We start from the raw sequence: 18,124 nt of genomic DNA on the forward strand, positions 1-18,124 counted from the left end.
CCCCTAAGCCTCAACTCCCATGGCGCGGTTCATTTTCGTCACCGGCGGCGTGGTGTCTTCCCTTGGAAAAGGCCTGCTGTCCGCCTCTCTCGGGGCGCTTCTCCAGGCGCGCGGATTCAAGGTCCGGATCCGCAAGTTCGACCCCTATCTAAACGTCGATCCGGGGACGATGTCCCCCTATCAGCACGGCGAGGTCTACGTCACCGACGACGGGGCCGAGACCGATCTCGACCTTGGCCATTACGAGCGCTTCACCGGCGTATCCGCGCGTCAGTCGGACAACATCACGACCGGCCGCATCTACCGCGACATCATCGCCAGGGAGCGGCGGGGCGATTATCTTGGCGCAACCGTCCAGGTGATCCCGCACGTCACCAACGCGATCAAGGAGTTCGCTCTCGCCGATACCGCCAGCTGCGACTTCGTCATCTGCGAGATCGGCGGCACCGTCGGCGACATCGAAAGCCTCCCCTTCGTCGAAGCGATTCGCCAGCTGAGGAACGACCTTGGCCGCGACCAGACCGTCAGCGTCCACACCACTTTGGTCCCCTGGATCGCCGCCGCCGGCGAGCTGAAGACCAAGCCGACCCAGCAGAGCGTCCGCGAGCTTTCCAGTCTCGGGGTGCAGCCGGAGGTGCTGCTGTGCCGCTGCGACCGACCCTTGCCCGAACCCGAGCGGGAGAAGATCGCGCTGTTCTGCAACGTTCGGAAGTCGGCGGTCATCCCCGCGCTCGATGCGCGCAACATCTACGACGTTCCGCTGCAGTATCACGAGGCGGGGCTGGACGATGAAGTGCTCCACGCCTTCCGAATGGACGACGCCCCTCGGCCGAACTTGGACCGCTGGCGCGAGGTCATGGACCGGATCGACAATTACGAGAGCGAAGTGACGATCGGCGTGGTCGGCAAATATGTCGGCCTTCCCGACGCCTACAAAAGCCTTCGCGAGGCGCTGATCCACGGCGGAATCGCCAACCGCGCCAAGGTCAACATCCAGTGGCTGGACGCCGAATTGTTCGAGCATGAGGATTCGAGCCTCGCGGCCGAGCTCGAGCCGCTGCACGGCATCCTCGTCCCCGGCGGGTTCGGCGAGCGCGGGAGCGAGGGCAAGATCGCCGCGGTCAAGTTCGCCCGCGAGCGCGAAATCCCGTTTTTCGGCATCTGTCTGGGGATGCAGATGGCCTGCATCGAAGGCGCGCGCGCGGCTGGCGTCGAGAACGCCTCCAGCACCGAGTTCGGCCCCACCGAGGAGCCGGTGATCGGCCTCATCACCGAATGGATGAGCAAGGAGGGGCTGCAGGAGCGAGCGGCCGACGGCGACCTTGGCGGAACGATGCGGCTCGGCGCCTATGAAGCCGAGCTCGGCCACAATAGCCGGGCCGCCAACATCTACGGCGCGACCCGGATCAGCGAGCGGCATCGCCATCGCTACGAGGTGAACACCCACTATGTCCCGGTTCTCGAAAAGACCGGCCTCGTCTTCTCAGGGATGTCGCCCGACGGGCGACTTCCGGAGATCATCGAGCGGCCCGACCATCCCTGGTTCGTCGGAGTCCAGTTCCACCCCGAGCTGAAGAGCCGCCCGTTCGAGCCGCACCCCCTGTTCGCGAGTTTCATCGACGCGTCGCTGCAGCAGAGCAGGCTCGTCTAAGCCTGGGCAGGTGGACCGGCGGAACAGCGCTGCCGTTGAACGGTTACGGCTTCGTTCCGAATTCCAGCCAAGAGGACCTACCCATGCTTCTGACAATCGCCGTAATCCTGCTCATCTTGTGGGCATTGGGCTTCTTCGCCTTCCACGTCGCTGGCGGCCTCATCCACCTGCTTCTGATCATCGGCGTCATCGTTCTCATCTGGAACTTCGTCGCCGGCCGCCGCGCGGTCTAGCCGTCGAATTGCCGCCGTTGCGGGGTCCGCTTCGGCTCCTTAAATGGCGGCAATGACAAACAGCATTTCGACGCGCCTGGCGGTGCTGGGCTCGGGCCCGGCCGGCTATACGGCTGCCATCTACGCCGCCCGCGCCGGCCTCTCGCCGATCGTCATCCAGGGAATCCAGCCCGGGGGCCAGCTCACCACCACCACCGACGTCGAAAACTACCCCGGCTTCCGCGAGGTCATCCAGGGTCCGTGGCTCATGGAGGAGATGCAGGCCCAGGCCGAGCATGTCGGCACCAAGGTCGTATGGGACCATATCGCCTCGGTCGACCTGTCGCGCCGCCCCTTCGTGCTGATCGGCGACAGCGGCACCGAATACCATGCCGACGCCCTGGTGATCGCCACCGGCGCCCAGGCCAAATGGCTCGGGCTTCCTTCGGAGGAACATATGAAGGGCAGGGGCGCCTCGGCTTGCGCGACCTGCGACGGCTTCTTTTATCGTGGCAAGAAGGTTGCGGTGATCGGCGGCGGCAACACCGCGGTCGAAGAAGCGCTGTACATGACCAACCACAGCCATGACGTCACCCTGATCCACCGCCGCGACAGCCTTCGTGCGGAAAAAATCCTGCAGGACCGGCTGTTCGCAAACGAGAAGATCAACGTGATCTGGGACAGCGAAGTGGTCGAGTTCGTCGGCGGCGGCGATCCCGAGGCGCTGGTCGGACTGGACCTTCGGAACAAGCGCACCGGCGAAATCAGCCGCCTCGAAGTCGAAGGTGGCTTCGTCGCGATCGGTCACAGTCCTGCGACTGAGTTGTTCAGGGGCCAGCTCGACCTGGATTCCGAAGGCTATATCAAGGTCGAGCTTGGGACGACCAAGACCAGCGTCGAGGGGGTATTCGCCTGCGGCGACGTGATGGACAAAATCTACCGCCAGGCGGTCACCGCCGCCGGCACAGGCTGCATGGCCGCGCTCGATGCCGAAAAATATCTGGCGGCGCAGGAGTATGAGGCCCTGGCCGCCGAATAGCTCTCCTGACCTCGCGCCGAATAAAATTGCGCATCTTCAAAAACATGACATTCTCTGCGTGAGGAGCGCGTCCCCCGAAGGGGTTGCGAACGGGGGAAAATGGATGCGCAACAAGCTCACGGTTCTTGCCGTTATTGCCGGGATCACGCTTGAGGGTTGCTCGTCCCGGCCGAGGGAATTCACTCCGACCCTCGCCGCGACTGCCGACCAGGCCGAGTTCGACACGGCTTATTCGACTTGCCAGCAACTTTTCATCGCCGGAAAGCTGGATTCGAACGGACGCTCCGGCTCCGCAGGCGTGGGTGTCGCGGCAGGAGCCGCGACAGCGGCCGTTGGCACCACCACCGCTGCAGCTATCGGAGGCTACGCCGGGCTGGCAGCGATGAGTGCGACGATCGCCCTGCTCCCCTTCGCGATCCTCGGCGGCGCGTGGGGAATGTCGAAAATGAAGCGAGCGCAAAAGGAAGCCGCCGTGAAGCGAGCGATGGAAGGCTGCCTCGCGGAGCGGGGTTACACGGTGACCGCTTGGCAAAAGGCGCCGAAAAAGCCGGCCGCCGCGACTGCCCTCGACTAGCCCTCGCTGCGCAGCGCCTAGAGGAAGGCGACCGCCAGGCCTGCGCCCACGACCAGCACTGTCAGGCAGAGACCGAAAGCGGCGTTGCGCCACCTGTCGCTAAAGGTTTCTTCCATGGTTTTCCTCCCGTTAGTGCGGGTTGAATATCATGGATAGCGCACCTCGCGCAGGTGAAATGCTGACATTGCAGGATGTTAGCGGCTCCGGTCGGAACCTTCAGGCGGCCCCGTGAATCCGGTCGCCGAGCCACTGGAACTGTACGCCGACGGCGCATCCGGCCGGACGCCGCGGGCGCGTTGGTTAACGAAAGAGTAGCACCTCGCGTCTATTCCGCACGGCAAGAGGAATTGGGAGCGGGTCCGGCCATGGCCACACAGGGGATCGAGGAAGTCACCGAAAACGCAATTCGCGCGGTTGCGCGGGACTGCGGTTCGTTGTCGATCGAATGCAGCGACGTCGCCGGCTACGTTTCGGGTGTCGCTGGCCGGATCAGCGAAAACCTCAAGATGCTCGACCAGCTGGAGGAGGTGACGACCCGCCTTCTCGCCGACCAAGGGCGAGTATCGGATTCCACGGACGAAGCGCGGCTGCTCGCCGAGCAGGCCAAGGCCAAGCTCGAGTCCGGTCGCGATGCAATCGAAGGCACGATCGGCGGCTTCAAGGGGCTGACCGACCTCATCGTGCAGCTGGGCGAGCGGATGGCCGGCTTCGCTTCGGCGATGGCGCAGGTCCAGACGGTCTCCTCGACCATCGAAGCCATCGCCCGAAAGACCAACATGCTCGCCCTCAACGCGACCATCGAAGCCGCTCGCGCCGGAGATGCTGGCCGAAGCTTTGCGGTGGTCGCCGCCGAAGTGAAGAAACTCGCGCACGACACTCGCACCGCGACCAGCCAGATTGCCGCAACGATCGGCGAGCTGACCCGCGAGGCAGGCGCGGTCACGAGCGAGATCAAGACCGGTGTCGACCGCAGCCGCGAGGCGCAGAAGGGGTTCGGCCAGATCAGCGACACCGTGCGCGAAGTGAGCGAGATCGTCGGAATGGTCGACCGCCAGACCGAAGGCATCGCCCATTCCACCAGCATGATCCAGACCAGCGTCGACCGGGTGAAGGCGGGCCTTACGGATTTTGCGGGCGACGCTCGCGACAACGGCCAGGAGCTAGTCTCCGCCAAGGAGCGGCTGAAGCACCTCGAAAGCCTGTCCAACTCGATGCTGGACACGCTCGCCAATTCCGGCGCGGAGATCGACGACACGCCGTTCATCCTCAAGGCACAGGAGGCGATGCGCGCCATCCAGGCCGAGGTGGAGCGGGGAATCGCAGCCGGCGAGATCAGCGAGAGCGACGTCTTCGACCGCAACTACAAGCTGATCGAAGGCAGCAATCCGGCCCAGTACGACACCGGCTTTTGCGACTTCGCCGACAAGTACGTCCGGCCCATCCTCGACCGCTTCAAGGCCACGGACAACAGGATCATCGGCTCCGCGATCACCGACGTGAACGGCTATCTTCCGACCCATCTGTCGGAGCGTTGTCACAAGCCGGGTCCCGATCCGGTATGGAACGACGCGCATTGCCGCAACAAGCGGATCTTCATGGACGAGACGACGCGCAACGCGATCAACTCGAACAAGCCGGCGATGCTCGCTACTTACAGGATGGAGCTGGGCGACAATTTCATTCCGGTGAAGAACGTCTTCGTGCCGGTGTGGTTTAACGGCCGTCGCTGGGGCAATTTCGAGCTGGCCTACCGCGACGAGTGATCGTCTGCGGCCAGTCCGCGGGATTGGCGAAGCCGAGCAAGGTTGCAAAGTAGCGACCGTTCGTCTCACATGCCGGCGTGAGCTCCCGGCCCATAGCGACTGCGCAAATCCTGACCGGCGCCGCGGCCGCGATGGCGCTGCTTTATTTCCTCAGCGGAATCCTGATCCCGCTAGTCATCGCCTTCGTCCTGGTGGTGCTTGTCGACGCCGTCGTCGCCTTCATCAACAACCGCTGGCCGAAGGCGCCCAAATGGGTGGTCTCGGCGGCCGCCGGCCTGGTCGTGATCCTGTCCGCCTCAGGGGGCATGTTCGTCCTCGCCCAAGGCGCGGTGCAGGTTGTGCAGAGTGGTCCGGCACTGGTGGAGCGCGTCGATTCCGTCGTTCTCAACGTCAGCAGCTCGGCCGGGCTCAACCGCCCGCTTCATGTCCAGTCGCTGATCGGCGACGTCAGCATCCCGCGAATCGCAGGCTATGTGCTGTCCGCGGTCCAGGGTGTTGCCGGCGCTGTCCTGCTGATCATCATCTACTTCGGGTTTATGGTCGCCGGCCGCCGAAGGATCAGGGACAAGATCGACGCGATCGCCGACACCTCCGCTAAGCGGCGGACGATCAAGGACATCCTGAAGCATATCGCCGCCGATATTCGCACCTACCTGTGGGTCCAGGCCGTGACGGGACTGATGGTTGCCCTCGCCGCCGCAGCGGTGATGCTCGCCGTCGGCCTGGACAACGTGCTTTTCTGGAGCGTGATCTTCTTCCTTCTCACCTTCATTCCGAACATCGGGGTCACGATCGGGTCCATCGCCCCGGCGCTGTTCGCGCTGCTTCAATTCGACACGATCTGGCAGGCGGTGGCGATCTTCGCCGTTATCCAGGTCGCCGCTTTCGTGGTCGGCAACCTCATCTATCCGCGAATGCAGGCGGATACGCAAAACATTGATCCCGTCACGACGATCGTCGCCTTGTCGCTTTGGACGTTCCTTTGGGGCATTCCCGGCGCATTCCTGGCGGTGCCGATGACCCTGATGCTGATGATGGCCTTCGCCCAGTTCGAAAGCACGCGCTGGGTCGCGGCCGCGCTGTCGAATGACGGCCGCCCGAATTTCCGTAAATCAGTCGGTGATCAGTAGTCGCCGCGGGCGGCTGCGCGAGCCTCGAGAAGGTCGAACAGTCCGCGGTTCTGCAGGAGCATCTGCTCTCCGCCAAAGCCGAGCGCTCGCTCGCTTGCGGGCGTGTCACACTCGCTCTCGATCACCGCCAAGATGGACGCTTCATCGGGAAGCGAAGGGGCGGGCGCCTCGATCCCGACCCGAATGGCAGCGCGGTCGAGCAGGCGGCGGATCGGCCACCAGTCGGAAACCAGCGCGGTTGCTGCTCCGAGAGCGCAGCCGCGGCGCTCCGACCTGGCGAGGATCTCGAGCGCATGGCGCTGGGCGAGAAGCGTGTTCTCGGTCTCGGCGGCGCCGGGCGTGCTCGGGATCGGGCCGACGGCGGCGGTCAGGCGCACCAGGTACAGCCGTTCGCGCTCGAAGGCATCGGCGGCGCGGACGAGCCAGCTCTGCGCCGGTCCTTTCGGCGCAAGTTCGAGCGCCTGCTCGATCAGGCCGGGATGATGGCCGTGAATGCTGCAGAGGAGATGTACGGAATCGGCGACGTCGCGCGGCGCGTTCGGACCGGAAGCTTCGATAAGCGCGGCAAGATGCGCATGACGCCCGCTGCCTTCGTCGGCGACGCGTGCCAGATGCGCTTCCGCGGCGCCTAGCGCCTTGCGGTCGACGAACTGATTGATCGCCATTCGCGTGTTTCCCTCCGTCCAGGCCTTGAACGGCTCTATGGGAAAGTCCGTAACGCAACGGCGTAAAGAGGAGGTTTATGGCGTCTTAGGGAATCGGTCACCGAGATTAAGATGCCTGAGGGGAAGCCGGAATTGTCCACAGGCTTATCCACCGATTCGCGCACTAATTTGTTGAGGCCGGAGTCGAATCTGACTCGACTCCGGCCGCGGCGGGCCTAAAGTGGTCTCGTGCTTCAGACTTTCGGGTTTGAAGTATGGGAACCCCGCCGGGTCAAACCGGCGGGGTTTACCGCATCTGGGGCACGGGATTTTCTCCCAGCGCGGTTGAAGCAGCCAGTGGCGCTGCTCCTCAGGCGGCCAGCCTATCCTCCGATTGACCGTAGTCTGCAGCGGGGCCCGTCTCGCCAGCGTCAATCTGCGCCGCATTCGCGAGTGCAACCGGGAACAGCCAGCGCGCGACAGCCACAACGCAGCCCAGGGCGAGATACGCGCCCATCGCGCTCAGCGGGCTCATGATGATCAGCGGAGCAAAGGCAATCCGCAGCCAGTTGGGGTTGAAGCCGAAGTCTTGGCCGATCGCCTCGCAAACGCCCAGGAATGTGTCGCTGCGCAACGGAAGCGCGGGCTCGCGCTTTTCGGTAGCGAGCTGGTCGTTCTGGTACTCGGCGGTGGCGACGGTCATCGGGAAGCTCCTGTTGGCGTTGTCACCACTGTCAAAGCAAGCGCTGTGCCAAACATAAAAATATAACGAGTTCAAAGTCTTGGCTTGTCGGAAAGCAAGCGGTTGGCTAAGCTCGCCAGCGCTCGTCACCGACAGTTGGGAATTTTGCCCTGATGTTGCAAGTGCGATATTGCATTGCAGCAGGAACGGGAGTCGCTGCAGTGATTCGAACAATGCTGAAGTCCAAGATCCACCGCGCGACGGTGACTCAGGCTGACCTTCACTATGTCGGCTCGATTTCGATCGATGCCGAGCTGATGGAGGCGGCGGACCTGCTCGAAGGCGAGCAGGTGGCGATCGCCGACATCACCAACGGCGCCAGGCTTCAAACCTACGTCATCCCGGCGCCGCGCGGCAGCGGGATCATCGGCATCAACGGCGCCGCGGCACATCTGGTTCAGAGCGGCGACCTCGTCATCATCATGTCCTACGCGATGGTCGACGACGCCGAGGCGCGCTCGCTAAAGCCGCGGGTTGTTCATGTGGACGAGAAAAACCGCATCGTGGCACTCGGAGCTGACGCCGCCGAGCCGGTGCCGGGCGCAGCCGACCAGAAGCGCGCCGTCCCAGCGACCTAGGCCGCGGGTGGGCCAAAGATCCGATAAAGTGCCCGCCGGGGCCGGCTAGGCAAGCATGAAGGAGGACGCGAGCTCTTCGAGCGCGATTGGGCGATAGAATTCCAGGCCGGCGGTGTTGCGGTCGGCCCACGCGACCCGAGCGGCGATGAACAGGTCGCCTCGCTTCAGGATGATGTCGGAACCGCGCTCGAGCGGGCGGTCGCAGGTGATCCCGGCGCCGGTGCTGGTGAGGTCCCGGATACGTGCCCTCTGGACGCAGTCCATGCAGATGACGGTTGCCGTCATCAACACCCGCTTGCGCTTCGCGCGCCTGAGGTCGCTGTTGACCGTCACTCAGCCTCCATTTCGCCAAGGCACAGCGGCCGGGAGGCACGGCCCCGCATCGTCCGCTCCTCCCGACTCGTCACTTAAAAAGCATCGGCGCGCCCGTTGGTTTCGCGGCCCAACGGGATGCACCAGGATGGGACAGAGAAGCCGGTCAGGAGGGGATTGGACCTGGCCCGCCGGCAGGCGGGGCCGGAATCTCCTCCTCGTTCGAATTGGCGACGAGCTTCGAACGGCAGTCGTCGACGATCGACTTGCATCGGCCGATGCTCGCGGTCAGCTGCTGGTTGAAATCGCGGATGTCGCCGGTCAGTTTTTCGGCGTCGTCCGTATCGTCTTGGTTCGGCAAGAGAAATGGCCCGCAGGAAATAGTCCTGCCGGGCTTAACTTATGTGAAGCGCTTCTGTTCCAGCAATCTTCGTATTTTTCTCTTACGCAGCCTGCAGAACCGGCTTCGCCCGGTAGAATTCCAGGCCGGCGCCGCTTTCGTCCGACCAGACGACACGGGCAGCAAGGAACGCATCAAAGCGCTTGAAGATCACGTCCGAGTCCGGGTCGAGCCGGCGGTCGCAGGCGATTTTTGCGCCCGCCGCGGTCAGCTCCATCACGCGCGCCATCAGAGTGGCGTCGGCGCTGATGATCGTCGCATTCATCAGTACTCGCTTGCGGTCGCGGGACCGCTGGCAGTTGGATTCGAGCGTCACGAAGAGTCTCCAGTTTGCCTCAAAGCTGTCCACCCGGGCCCAGAGAGTCGGTACGCCGTAACTCGCGAACAAGAATGCACCGATTCGAAGAAAGTTCAAGCGAGAACCGATGTAATGCCGGAAACTGTACAATAGCGGGACAGAAGGTCGTGTCGCAAAATAGAATGGTTACTGTCCAATTTACTATAGTTGCCGCTCAAGCATGGAGAACAGAAAAACAAATCCATGGTGATGAGGGGAGGTGGCGACGCCGCCGGAGCTCGCTAAAGGTCAAACGACGTCGCCGTCTTTCCCTGTGCGCCCCGGCCGTTACCGGCTGGTGACGGGACGTGGTTAAGCCGCCTCATCCGCCCGAATGGTAATAGTCGATCTCGATCCGCACCCAGGATCCGATCAGCTCCTTGCCGTTGCGGCGCGGCGGACGGACCCGGAACTGCCACGCGGCCTGGCGGACGGCGCTCGCGAGGTGAGAGCCGGGCGGCGAGTTGGCGAGCTCGATGCAATCCTCGACGCGGTTGCCCGGCGCCGTGCGGCAGGCGATCAGCCCCGAGCCCTCGGGAGCGTTGCGGGGCAAATAGCCCTCGAGCTCTGCGTTGGTCGGGTGGCGGGCCCATTCGGCGGCGTAGAGCACTTCGCCGTTGGGGCCGCGGCCGACCTCCTTCGAATCACCGGCGCCAGAGCCCGCGCCAGACTTGGGAAGCCTGGAGATGTCCGCGGCGGCAAGCTCCTCGCTGCTCATCTCGATCAGGTCGGTCGGGTGGAGATTGGGAAGCTTGGGAGCCTCGGGAACAATCGTCGGGCGGTGGAGGACCGGCCGGGCGAGGTTCCGAGCCTTTTCCGGAGCAGCCTTTGCCCGCTGCGGAGCGGCGGCCGAGTCCGAGGCCATCAGCTCGACCACCAGTGCCGGCGGCGACTTTGGAGCGGGCAGGGTGACGACGCCGAGCGTGAGAAGCGCCAGGAAGAGCAGGAGGTTGACGGCCAGCGCCAGCCCGAGCCCCGACAGCCGCCGCCGAAGCGGGGTCGCGCCGAAGGCGGAGGGGAAGGTGTAGGAAGCCATGCGCCGGGGACGCGCCTAGCCATGCAGCAGTTGAACGGGGAGTGAAAGCGTCCGCGAGGCGCCAGGCGGTTGCAGGCGCTTTGCTCGCGACGAAATGGAAATACCGTGGCGGCCCGACTAGCGGGCCGCCGCGGCATCTCCCCCGGCTCTTAGATGGTCTGAAGGTTGATCGCGCAGGGCTTCTGCTCGCTGTTCTGTCCAACGTCATAGGACAGGCGCTGGCCGGCCGTGGGCGGGTTTTCCTTGCCCCAGCTGATGGCGCTGCGCTCGAAGCGAAGCTCGTCGCCGGCGGTTTCCGGCTTGATCATTCCATGACCCTGTTCGTTGTCGAACGACTTGACGGTGCCAAAATATTTCATGGTGGATTCCTTTGTCGAAGGCGCCCGGATCGGCGCGCTTCACGCTAGGAGACGATCAGGATGGAGGAAGGAGCGACGTAGCGCCCAAAACCGTCGATTGCGACTGATAGCAAATCATCAAGTAGGTTTCATCTGCAGAATTACAATGATTTCGGCGAATGAATGACGAATTAACTGAGTAAATGGCAGATAATTTACTTTCCATCGTCCTGAAAATTATTGAGGAACTATTAGGTAAATCAGGCGTGCTGTGCTACGACACCGGTATCGCGCCTGACCAACCCCGAGCCGAGGTGCGACAGAGAGACATTCGCGTGCTCCCGCTTGATGCAGATGGAGCAGACCCATGGACCTCAACGACCTCTACCACCGCCACCAGGTCTCTCTCATCATGGCGGACAACGCCGCCTGCGAGCCGTCGCGCGCCGCCCACTCCGGCCTTGCCGAGGGCTATGCATCGCGGATCGATGCGGCGAAGCAGGCGTTCCGCCGGCCCGAGATCGCCGAGATGCGATCCGTCGAGGCCGAGGGCCCCGGGGAGATCATCGCATGACCCGGCATTTCGACATTGCCTTGCCCGCCGCTTCTGCAGCGTCGGCCCGTGGCGGCGGCAAGCGCGAGAGCGCCAAGGTCTGCCGTGAGCGCTCCGCCAACGACCTTCTGGCATCGGTGTCGATGCTGAACGCCAACCAGCGGGCGCGAATGGAAACCAGCGCCGCCATGTGGGCCGAGCGCGCGAATATCCTCCAGCAGGTCGAGGACGGAATCGCCAGGCGGACCGCCGAAACGGCCGCCAAGCGGCCGGCGGCCGTCGAGGATGCCGAGGAAGACGCGTTCGAGCGATCCTAGCGCGCGACTTTCGAAGGACAGCGACATGAAGTCCGAGATCTCGCAACCCGATTGGGGCGCATGGGCGCCCTTGCTGCTGACCGTCATCGTCGTAGCGGCGGGGGCCGCCGTCGCTTTCTGGTAGGCTGCGCTGGAGGCGGAGGCGGTGGAGTGGCTGCCGCGAAAGTTCACTAAGTTCACTCCCCAACGCACGCGCGCGTGAGGGCGGCTTGCTCCGGCCCGGTTTCGGCGTGCGCAGGATCTCCACCGAGGGGAAGTTGAGGACGTTGAAGGTCGGCGCAGTTTGATGAACGGGTCAGGTGCAGCAGCGCTGCGGACGGAATTGAACAAAAGCGCCTGGGGTGATTATCCGCGACTCGCATCGGCGAGGATAAGCCACAAAGGCGGGCCTGTAGGACAGGCTTTTGTCCCATCCCAGGTCAGTTCCCGACCACTGTGGTTGCATTGGAACGCTCGATTCCGGTTCGTGTTTGCAACTGGAATGCGGTGGGACTGCACGGGATTAGCCAAGACCTAGGTGGGCGGCGCACGAGAGGGAGTAGAGCGCCGTCAGCTATCCGCCGGTTTCCGAGAGCTCGGGTAGGGGACCCGCCCCGGCCCTGGCAGGCCCGGCCGCTTTCAGGAAGTCTCGGCCCCGCCCGTGGTTTGCCGGCCACGGGTGGGATTAGCTTCGGGTGAAGGGATCAGGCGGGCGGGCCGGTGCGCCGGCATTCGAAGCCGGCCCTGGCGGGATCGGGGAGCGCGGCGACGGCTTCCTCACCCGCCTGCCTGCACATCCCCTCCGACTGGAAACGGTCGGTCCGCTGCCACTTCTGATGGTCGGCCGCGTCCGCATAGACGAACAGCGACCATTCGCCGGGCTTGTCGCCGTTGCAGGCGGCGAGGGCGAGGAGGAAGAGGAGGGCGAGAGGCCGCATCAACTGTAGCCGTAATGCCGGGCGATCGCGTTCGGGATGGAGCCTTCGTTCCAATAGGGAATGGCGAGGAGCAGGAGGAGCAGCAGGAGAAGGGCGACGTTCGCCCGCTTCGAGCGGACGATCAGGAGCGCGACCATCGTCGCTTCGATCGCGACATTGTAGGGAATCGTCCACAGCCAGAAGACGCCCGGATGGTGCGCGATCCGGTCCTGGAAGACGTGCAGATAGGTCACGTGGATCAGCATCTCCCCGGCCAGCAGCAGCCCGACGACGAACCGCTTCCGCTCCCGGTAGTAATCCGCCAGCCGCTCGTGATCGGAATCGTCGTGAGGGAAGACGACTGCGGCGGCGAGGTAGAAGCAGATGGCGAGGAGCACCGGCGCCCACAGCCCGGCGAAATTCACCGTCACGTCCTTCAGCGACAGCCAGCCGTCGACCCAGGTCGAGCAGATGTCGACGAGGATGAAGAGGGCGAGAAGGGCGGTCTGCGGCTCGAGCTTCTTCAGCGCTTTGGCGCGGACCATGTGCGCGAACCCGCCGAGCAGCTCCGTCAGCGCAAGGCCGAGGATCAGGCTGTAGAAAGTGATGAAATAGCTGAAACTGTCCACGCGCGGCCCCCCAACGCTGAGGGAGGCGAGCTTAGGCGAAACGCTGTGGAGTGGAAGAGGGCGGGAGTTTGGCGAATCAGTAAACTGTCACCGTAATTCGTAATTCTCACCCGTCACCGTAATCCCCATAGGGGAACGGCTCATGACGGACGTCAGAGAATCCGTTCGAGTTAGGGCATAGAAGTAGTTTAACGTAGAATGTCTTCGAGACACTGGGTGGCGGCATGGACGTGATTTCCCATCGCCAACCTAATTGCCTCTTCGGCTTGGCGGTTACGACGTCGGTGGGTCAGCTTAACCCTAGTCGGATTGATCAATGTGAGAGTCCCCGCAATCAGCGACTCCTGTTGGTTCTTGGTTACAATTCCCGAATAGGCGTATCCGAGTTGACCCATAGTCATATCCCGCACCGATCGCGCGGCAATCGGATTACCATTGCGATCTAAGCTGACTACTTGATTTGCTTGAATGCGTTCAGCGAGCAACTCGCGAGCATTGTCCTCAACCAGCAAGTAAACGTCGTTCAGGCCATCCCGCCACTCGCCACGTCGGATTTTTCGGAAGCACGGAGCAAGGGCGCGCCGGACTTTTGGGGAATAGTCCGCTAGGTCTGGGAGATCAACATTGAGCGCCAAGTCAACGGGCTGCCTGAGCTCGTCCAAGTTGGCGTCGTGAGCGCTGTAGAGTCCTATCCTCTCTTCTATCGCGAATCGTGTCGTTTCCGCTGCATTGGCTTCGGCTTCCGACAGGACGACAGCAACACGTGTGTCAGAGGGCTGTGACTTACAAAAGCTTACCCACCTAGCCACACGTTTGCGGTCGAGCGCTGTGGCACATTCCACAACAAGCGTTTCATGATCTCGAGTGCAGACCAAGGTGGGCACAAATGGAAACCCGAGATCTCGACGTTCGATCGCGACGTCATAGCCCTCGTTGGTAAAATAGGTCTCTGCCGCCACGGCAAGCGGCAACGCCTCATCTGGAACAGTCTTGAAATCAGCCTCTGGCATCGCGCAGAATTCGCCGAATTACGGACGCTAACTCGCGCAGGGTTTGCTCCAACCCATCACCGAGCTCGTACGATCGTTCCAAATGTTCGACTAATCTATTGCTAACTCGTTCAGCAAGCTGTTCAGTTCCGTGCTCAAAATCGACCTTCTCTATTGAGTCACGAAACGCATCACTGATTGTATATGACTTCTCATTTATTAATCTAATAACCACTTTACGAATCAGTTTATCGTCAATTTCTTTTCGATGAACAGCTCCGGCCATACGAGTGAGCAGTCTGGGATCCACAGTGCTCGTTAGTAGCTTATCTAGAAACTTTGCAACTAGGGCATCGACGAGCTTGTCTTCTTCAGTTTCGTCTATAATCGCCTGCTTCCGAAGAGCGAGGGCTCCCCGAGTTGATTCAAGAACATGATCGACTGTTAGGACTTGCTCGTTACGTGGTTTCTTGAGTTCTGCGAGTAACTGACGTTTGTATTTTTCGGGCAAAGCCATTATGTTTCGGTATCGGCGAACTTCACCACGATCGAGTGACGCAGCGGCGCCGAGTTCCTTCTCGGTGGGAGGTCGCCCTAGGCGCTCGGCGAGTGCTTGCTGAAGGTCGAATAGTTTGATCGCAGTTGGTAACGGGTCCCAGTCGTTTCGCGTTTTATGGATCGCGAACATCATCATGATGTTTGTGACGGGATCTGGCTGCGGCTGGACGATTGCCGGAACTGAGGTTAGCCCAAGGCGAAGCGCACAGCGCCAACGTCGCTCACCGTCCAGAATGATGTAATCGCCCGTTTCCGTTTGATAAACGGTGAGAGGCACGAGAATACCCTGTCCGGCGATACTCTCTTGTAACGACTTCAGCTCATCTTCGCGGAAGATTAGCCTGGGGTTCTGAGGATTTCGCTCAATATTTGCAGGGTCGATCAGACGAACTGACCCACCGGGGTCCGTTCTGAGCCGATTTTCAGCCATAAATAACAACTTCTTTCACTTTTCCCCTAAAGTTTGCATTTCCCGCGAGCGTTGACGAACGTTCGAAAAAATACTGTCCGAATTTTGGGTAGAGATCACAGATATCTTTGTGTGCGGCGTTCGTGACAATCACTCGCGCTCCCAAGTTCTTCAACCTGAGTGCTTCCGCTGCCAGCCGTTCTTGGTCGGCCCAGCTGAACAACTTTTCATTGTAATCTCTAAAGCCATTGAAATTATGTTTCGTTACGTAAGGCGGGTCGAAAAATATAAGATCTCCCGCTTTCGCATCCTGCGTGCATTGCGCGAAATCACAGCAGGCGATTGTCACCCCAGAGGGCTGCAACAGCTTGGCACAGCGTCGGAGGTTCTCTGCATCCAGTATTTCCGTATTTGGGTTTGAACCAAATGGGACATTGAACTCACCCTTGGAGTTGACTCGAAACAAGCCGTTCCAGCAGCTCTTATTCAGGTAGATGAATTCAGCAGCCCTCTCAGCGCCGGCGTTCGAGCGGGTCTTTCTAATGCGGTAAAATATTTCCCTATCCGGCCGCGGCGATGGGAGCTTCGCGATAACCTGCTCGGCGTCCTGTTTGATCGCTTGCCAAACCTTTACGACCTCAGTGCTCAAGTCGCCTAAGCGCGCACGTTCCGGTTGCAGCCGTAAGAAAAGCGAGCCAGCACCTAGAAACGGCTCGTGATATGTACCGAATTCTTCCGGGATAAATTGGAGAATGTGGCTGAGGAGCGAGTGCTTCGACCCGGCCCATTTGAGAAATGGGCGGGGGCGCTGGTCTACGTTAGCAGATGGGCGCTCTGGCTCTGATACGCTCGTCAACTGTCCCCCCGACGTAATTTCTACGCACAGTAGTTAGGGCGAGTGAACCGAGCAACGACAGTAAATGCCCTACCTTGCGAGCGATGTCACCCCAACGCTGCGCGTCCTACTGATCCAAAAATGACCGCATCTTTCTCGACCGGCTCGGATGCTTCAGCTTCCGAAGCGCCTTCGCCTCGATCTGCCGGATGCGCTCGCGGGTGACGCTGAACTGCTGCCCGACCTCTTCCAGCGTGTGATCGGTGTTCATCCCAATCCCGAAGCGCATTCGGAGAACTCGCTCCTCGCGTGGGGTCAGTGACGCCAGCACGCGGGTCACGGTTTCCTTGAGGTTCGCCTGGATCGCGGCGTCGACCGGGATGACGGCGTTCTTGTCCTCGATGAAGTCGCCGAGGTGGCTGTCCTCCTCGTCACCGATCGGCGTTTCGAGGCTGATCGGCTCCTTGGCGATCTTCATCACCTTGCGGACCTTCTCCAGCGGCATGGAGAGGCGCTCGGCGAGCTCTTCCGGAGTGGCTTCGCGGCCGGTCTCGTGGAGGAACTGGCGGCCGGTGCGGACCAGCTTGTTGATCGTCTCGATCATGTGGACCGGGATTCGGATGGTCCGCGCCTGGTCGGCGATCGAGCGGGTAATCGCCTGGCGGATCCACCAGGTGGCGTAGGTCGAGAACTTGTAGCCGCGGCGGTACTCGAACTTGTCGACCGCCTTCATCAGGCCGATGTTGCCCTCCTGGATCAGGTCCAGGAACTGCAGCCCGCGGTTGGTGTATTTCTTGGCGATGGAGATGACGAGGCGAAGGTTGGCCTCGACCATTTCCTTCTTGGCGATGCGCGCTTCGCGCTCGCCCTTCTGCACCATGTTGACGATCCGCCGGTACTCGGCGAGCGAGGTTCCGACGGCCTGCGCGATCTCGCCGATCTCTCCGCGGATCCGGTCGACGCTGTCGCGCTCGGCGGATGCGAAGCTGGCCCATTTCTTGTCGGTCTTGGACGCGTCGTCGAGCCAGTTTTCGTCGAGCTCGTGGCCCGAATAGCTTTCGACGAACGCCTTGCGGGGAACCCGGTGGCGCTCGGCGAGGCGGAGCATCTGGCCGCCAAGGGCCATCAGCCGGCGGTTGTAGCTGTAGAGCTGGTCGACGAGATATTCGATCTTCGCCTGGTGGAACTGGACGCTCTCGACCTCGGCGGTCAGCTGCTCGCGAAGCTTGTGGTACTTCTTCTCGTCCGAGGCGGGGAATTCGTTGCCCGCGGCGAAAGCGTCGAGGCGGTTGGCCTGGAGCTTGGCGAACTTCTTGAACAATGACGTGATGGTGGCGAACTTCTCGAGCGCCTGCGGCTTGAGCTGCTCTTCCATCTGGGCGAGCGAGAGCGCGTTCTCGTCGTCCTCTTCCTCGACCACCGGCTTGGCGCGGCGATCGACCATGTCCTCGTCGTCTTCGTTGGTCCCGGCTTCGGGCTCGTCGGCGACCTCTTCCTCTTCCTTGATGGTCGGGCCGGCGGTCTTCTCGCTGATCTCGTCCTTGTCGCCGCCCTCGGCACCTTCCTCGCTCTCCGCGATCTGCTCGGCGGTCGGGCCCTTGGACAGCATCGCTTCGAGATCGAGGATCTCGCGAAGCTGCATCGTGCCTTCGTTGAGGTTCTTCGACCACTGGATGATCGCGTTGAAGGTCATCGGGCTTTCGCAAAGCCCCCAGATCATGATGTCGCGGCCGGCCTCGATTCGCTTGGCGATGGCGATCTCGCCCTCTCGGGAGAGCAATTCCACCGCGCCCATCTCGCGAAGGTACATGCGGACGGGGTCGTCGGTGCGGTCGACGGCTTCCTTCTTGGTCGCGGCTGCGGGTCGGGGGCCGCCGTCGTCGAGGGGATCGACCTCGTCTTCCTGCGCGGTCTCTTCCTCTTTCTCGTCCTCGGCCTCTTCCTCGTTCTCGACGACGTTGATGCCCATCTCGTTGATCGCGGACATGATGTCCTCGATCTGCTCGGAGTTCATCTGGTCCTGCGGAAGCGCCTCGTTGATCTCGTCATAGGTGACGAACCCGCGCTTCTTGGCGCGGGCGATCAACTTCTTGATCGACGCGTCGTTGAGGTCGATCAGGGGGGCGTCGCCGCTGTCCTGGGCCTCGGTCTCTGCTGCTTCGTTCTTCGCCATTCTTCCCGC

General features: G+C 62.0%; 22 protein-coding genes. 9 read left to right on the forward strand and 13 right to left on the reverse strand.

The genetic code is table 11. The features are described from left to right. The first annotated feature begins 19 nt into the window (after nt 1-19). From pyrG to LZ519_RS01425, 6 genes are all read left to right on the forward strand, one after another. Complete coding sequence (pyrG, locus tag LZ519_RS01400) at nt 20-1,651, forward strand: CTP synthase (RefSeq protein WP_249866957.1); 1,632 nt, start codon at nt 20-22, stop codon at nt 1,649-1,651. Between the two features lie 83 nt (nt 1,652-1,734). After that, nucleotides 1,735-1,884: a lmo0937 family membrane protein gene (locus LZ519_RS01405; RefSeq protein ID WP_249866958.1), complete on the forward strand. Its 150-nt coding sequence runs from the start codon at nt 1,735-1,737 to the stop codon at nt 1,882-1,884. A gap of 52 nt (nt 1,885-1,936) precedes the next feature. After that, nucleotides 1,937-2,902 (forward strand): thioredoxin-disulfide reductase, encoded by a 966-nt coding sequence (gene trxB / locus LZ519_RS01410; protein ID WP_249868828.1) that lies wholly within the window; start codon nt 1,937-1,939, stop codon nt 2,900-2,902. Nucleotides 2,903-3,005: 103 nt separating this feature from the next. Beyond that, nucleotides 3,006-3,476 carry a hypothetical protein gene (locus LZ519_RS01415; protein ID WP_249866959.1) on the forward strand — a complete coding sequence of 157 codons (471 nt, stop codon included), beginning with the start codon at nt 3,006-3,008 and terminating at the stop codon, nt 3,474-3,476. A 365-nt stretch (nt 3,477-3,841) separates the two neighbouring features. Beyond that, nucleotides 3,842-5,239 carry a methyl-accepting chemotaxis protein gene (locus LZ519_RS01420; RefSeq protein ID WP_249866960.1) on the forward strand — a complete coding sequence of 466 codons (1,398 nt, stop codon included), beginning with the start codon at nt 3,842-3,844 and terminating at the stop codon, nt 5,237-5,239. A gap of 77 nt (nt 5,240-5,316) precedes the next feature. Then, nucleotides 5,317-6,369: an AI-2E family transporter gene (locus LZ519_RS01425; RefSeq protein ID WP_249866961.1), complete on the forward strand. Its 1,053-nt coding sequence runs from the start codon at nt 5,317-5,319 to the stop codon at nt 6,367-6,369. Here LZ519_RS01425 and LZ519_RS01430 read toward each other — a convergent pair. Together LZ519_RS01430 and LZ519_RS01435 are read right to left on the reverse strand one after the other, a co-directional pair. Then, entirely contained in the window at nt 6,363-7,034 is a 672-nt protein-coding gene (locus LZ519_RS01430; RefSeq protein WP_249866962.1) for a DUF6975 family protein, read from the reverse strand. The genes LZ519_RS01425 and LZ519_RS01430 overlap by 7 nt on opposite strands. A gap of 349 nt (nt 7,035-7,383) precedes the next feature. Then, nucleotides 7,384-7,929 carry a PspC domain-containing protein gene (locus LZ519_RS01435; protein WP_249866963.1) on the reverse strand — a complete coding sequence of 182 codons (546 nt, stop codon included), beginning with the start codon at nt 7,927-7,929 and terminating at the stop codon, nt 7,384-7,386. On the opposite strand from LZ519_RS01435, the gene panD reads away from it, so the two are divergent. Then, nucleotides 7,929-8,333 carry an aspartate 1-decarboxylase gene (panD, locus tag LZ519_RS01440; protein WP_249866964.1) on the forward strand — a complete coding sequence of 135 codons (405 nt, stop codon included), beginning with the start codon at nt 7,929-7,931 and terminating at the stop codon, nt 8,331-8,333. The two genes, LZ519_RS01435 and panD, sit on opposite strands and share 1 nt — an antisense overlap. Before the next feature lie 45 nt (nt 8,334-8,378). On the opposite strand, the gene LZ519_RS01445 is transcribed toward panD, so the two are convergent. The 5 genes from LZ519_RS01445 to LZ519_RS01465 all read right to left on the reverse strand — a co-directional run bounded on the left by LZ519_RS01445 (nt 8,379) and on the right by LZ519_RS01465 (nt 10,777). Beyond that, nucleotides 8,379-8,666: a PilZ domain-containing protein gene (locus LZ519_RS01445; protein WP_249866965.1), complete on the reverse strand. Its 288-nt coding sequence runs from the start codon at nt 8,664-8,666 to the stop codon at nt 8,379-8,381. Nucleotides 8,667-8,811: 145 nt separating this feature from the next. Further along, entirely contained in the window at nt 8,812-9,006 is a 195-nt protein-coding gene (locus tag LZ519_RS01450) for a hypothetical protein (protein WP_249866966.1), read from the reverse strand. Nucleotides 9,007-9,088: 82 nt separating this feature from the next. Continuing rightward, entirely contained in the window at nt 9,089-9,361 is a 273-nt protein-coding gene (locus LZ519_RS01455) for a hypothetical protein (protein WP_249866967.1), read from the reverse strand. Between the two features lie 343 nt (nt 9,362-9,704). Further along, on the reverse strand, nt 9,705-10,418 hold the full coding sequence (locus LZ519_RS01460) for a hypothetical protein (RefSeq protein ID WP_249866968.1): 714 nt from the start codon (nt 10,416-10,418) through the stop codon (nt 9,705-9,707). Between the two features lie 149 nt (nt 10,419-10,567). Further along, nucleotides 10,568-10,777, reverse strand: a complete 210-nt coding sequence (locus LZ519_RS01465) for a cold-shock protein (protein ID WP_249866969.1) — start codon at nt 10,775-10,777, stop codon at nt 10,568-10,570. 346 nt (nt 10,778-11,123) lie between these two features. Between LZ519_RS01465 and LZ519_RS01470 the strand changes: the two genes are divergently transcribed. Together LZ519_RS01470 and LZ519_RS01475 are read left to right on the forward strand one after the other, a co-directional pair. After that, entirely contained in the window at nt 11,124-11,330 is a 207-nt protein-coding gene (locus tag LZ519_RS01470; RefSeq protein WP_249866970.1) for a hypothetical protein, read from the forward strand. Then, nucleotides 11,327-11,626: a hypothetical protein gene (locus LZ519_RS01475; RefSeq protein ID WP_249866971.1), complete on the forward strand. Its 300-nt coding sequence runs from the start codon at nt 11,327-11,329 to the stop codon at nt 11,624-11,626. The genes LZ519_RS01470 and LZ519_RS01475 overlap by 4 nt, the downstream gene beginning before the upstream one ends. Nucleotides 11,627-12,309: 683 nt before the next feature. Here LZ519_RS01475 and LZ519_RS01480 read toward each other — a convergent pair. From LZ519_RS01480 to rpoD, 6 genes are all read right to left on the reverse strand, one after another. After that, nucleotides 12,310-12,543 carry a hypothetical protein gene (locus LZ519_RS01480; RefSeq protein ID WP_249866972.1) on the reverse strand — a complete coding sequence of 78 codons (234 nt, stop codon included), beginning with the start codon at nt 12,541-12,543 and terminating at the stop codon, nt 12,310-12,312. Continuing rightward, nucleotides 12,543-13,151: a hypothetical protein gene (locus tag LZ519_RS01485; RefSeq protein ID WP_249866973.1), complete on the reverse strand. Its 609-nt coding sequence runs from the start codon at nt 13,149-13,151 to the stop codon at nt 12,543-12,545. The genes LZ519_RS01480 and LZ519_RS01485 overlap by 1 nt, the downstream gene beginning before the upstream one ends. 188 nt (nt 13,152-13,339) lie before the next feature. Then, on the reverse strand, nt 13,340-14,161 hold the full coding sequence (locus LZ519_RS01490) for a hypothetical protein (RefSeq protein ID WP_249866974.1): 822 nt from the start codon (nt 14,159-14,161) through the stop codon (nt 13,340-13,342). Beyond that, a complete protein-coding gene (locus LZ519_RS01495; RefSeq protein ID WP_249866975.1) occupies nt 14,148-15,128 on the reverse strand; it encodes a ParB/RepB/Spo0J family partition protein in 981 nt (326 codons plus the stop codon). Before LZ519_RS01495 ends, LZ519_RS01490 begins: the two co-directional genes overlap by 14 nt. Beyond that, entirely contained in the window at nt 15,121-15,963 is an 843-nt protein-coding gene (locus LZ519_RS01500) for a DNA adenine methylase (RefSeq protein WP_249866976.1), read from the reverse strand. The genes LZ519_RS01495 and LZ519_RS01500 overlap by 8 nt, the downstream gene beginning before the upstream one ends. 106 nt (nt 15,964-16,069) lie before the next feature. After that, complete coding sequence (gene rpoD, locus LZ519_RS01505) at nt 16,070-18,115, reverse strand: RNA polymerase sigma factor RpoD (RefSeq protein ID WP_249866977.1); 2,046 nt, start codon at nt 18,113-18,115, stop codon at nt 16,070-16,072. Between the last annotated feature and the right edge of the window lie 9 nt (nt 18,116-18,124).

It is taken from the genome of Sphingomonas anseongensis, assembly GCF_023516495.1.
GTDB classification, from domain to species: domain Bacteria; phylum Pseudomonadota; class Alphaproteobacteria; order Sphingomonadales; family Sphingomonadaceae; genus Sphingomicrobium; species Sphingomicrobium anseongensis.

Excerpts from the sequence above, each read along its gene's own strand:
- pyrG (WP_249866957.1), top strand. The coding sequence starts at position 20 with ATGGCGCGGTTCATTTTCGTCACCGGCGGCGTGGTGTCTTCCCTTGGA.
- LZ519_RS01405 (WP_249866958.1), top strand. The coding sequence starts at position 1,735 with ATGCTTCTGACAATCGCCGTAATCCTGCTCATCTTGTGGGCATTGGGC.
- trxB (WP_249868828.1), top strand. The coding sequence starts at position 1,937 with ATGACAAACAGCATTTCGACGCGCCTGGCGGTGCTGGGCTCGGGCCCG.
- LZ519_RS01415 (WP_249866959.1), top strand. The coding sequence starts at position 3,006 with ATGCGCAACAAGCTCACGGTTCTTGCCGTTATTGCCGGGATCACGCTT.
- LZ519_RS01420 (WP_249866960.1), top strand. The coding sequence starts at position 3,842 with ATGGCCACACAGGGGATCGAGGAAGTCACCGAAAACGCAATTCGCGCG.
- LZ519_RS01430 (WP_249866962.1), bottom strand. The coding sequence starts at position 7,034 with ATGGCGATCAATCAGTTCGTCGACCGCAAGGCGCTAGGCGCCGCGGAA.
- panD (WP_249866964.1), top strand. The coding sequence starts at position 7,929 with ATGCTGAAGTCCAAGATCCACCGCGCGACGGTGACTCAGGCTGACCTT.
- LZ519_RS01460 (WP_249866968.1), bottom strand. The coding sequence starts at position 10,418 with ATGGCTTCCTACACCTTCCCCTCCGCCTTCGGCGCGACCCCGCTTCGG.
- LZ519_RS01465 (WP_249866969.1), bottom strand. The coding sequence starts at position 10,777 with ATGAAATATTTTGGCACCGTCAAGTCGTTCGACAACGAACAGGGTCAT.
- LZ519_RS01470 (WP_249866970.1), top strand. The coding sequence starts at position 11,124 with ATGGACCTCAACGACCTCTACCACCGCCACCAGGTCTCTCTCATCATG.
- LZ519_RS01475 (WP_249866971.1), top strand. The coding sequence starts at position 11,327 with ATGACCCGGCATTTCGACATTGCCTTGCCCGCCGCTTCTGCAGCGTCG.
- LZ519_RS01480 (WP_249866972.1), bottom strand. The coding sequence starts at position 12,543 with ATGCGGCCTCTCGCCCTCCTCTTCCTCCTCGCCCTCGCCGCCTGCAAC.
- LZ519_RS01490 (WP_249866974.1), bottom strand. The coding sequence starts at position 14,161 with ATGCCAGAGGCTGATTTCAAGACTGTTCCAGATGAGGCGTTGCCGCTT.
- LZ519_RS01495 (WP_249866975.1), bottom strand. The coding sequence starts at position 15,128 with ATGGCTGAAAATCGGCTCAGAACGGACCCCGGTGGGTCAGTTCGTCTG.
- rpoD (WP_249866977.1), bottom strand. The coding sequence starts at position 18,115 with ATGGCGAAGAACGAAGCAGCAGAGACCGAGGCCCAGGACAGCGGCGAC.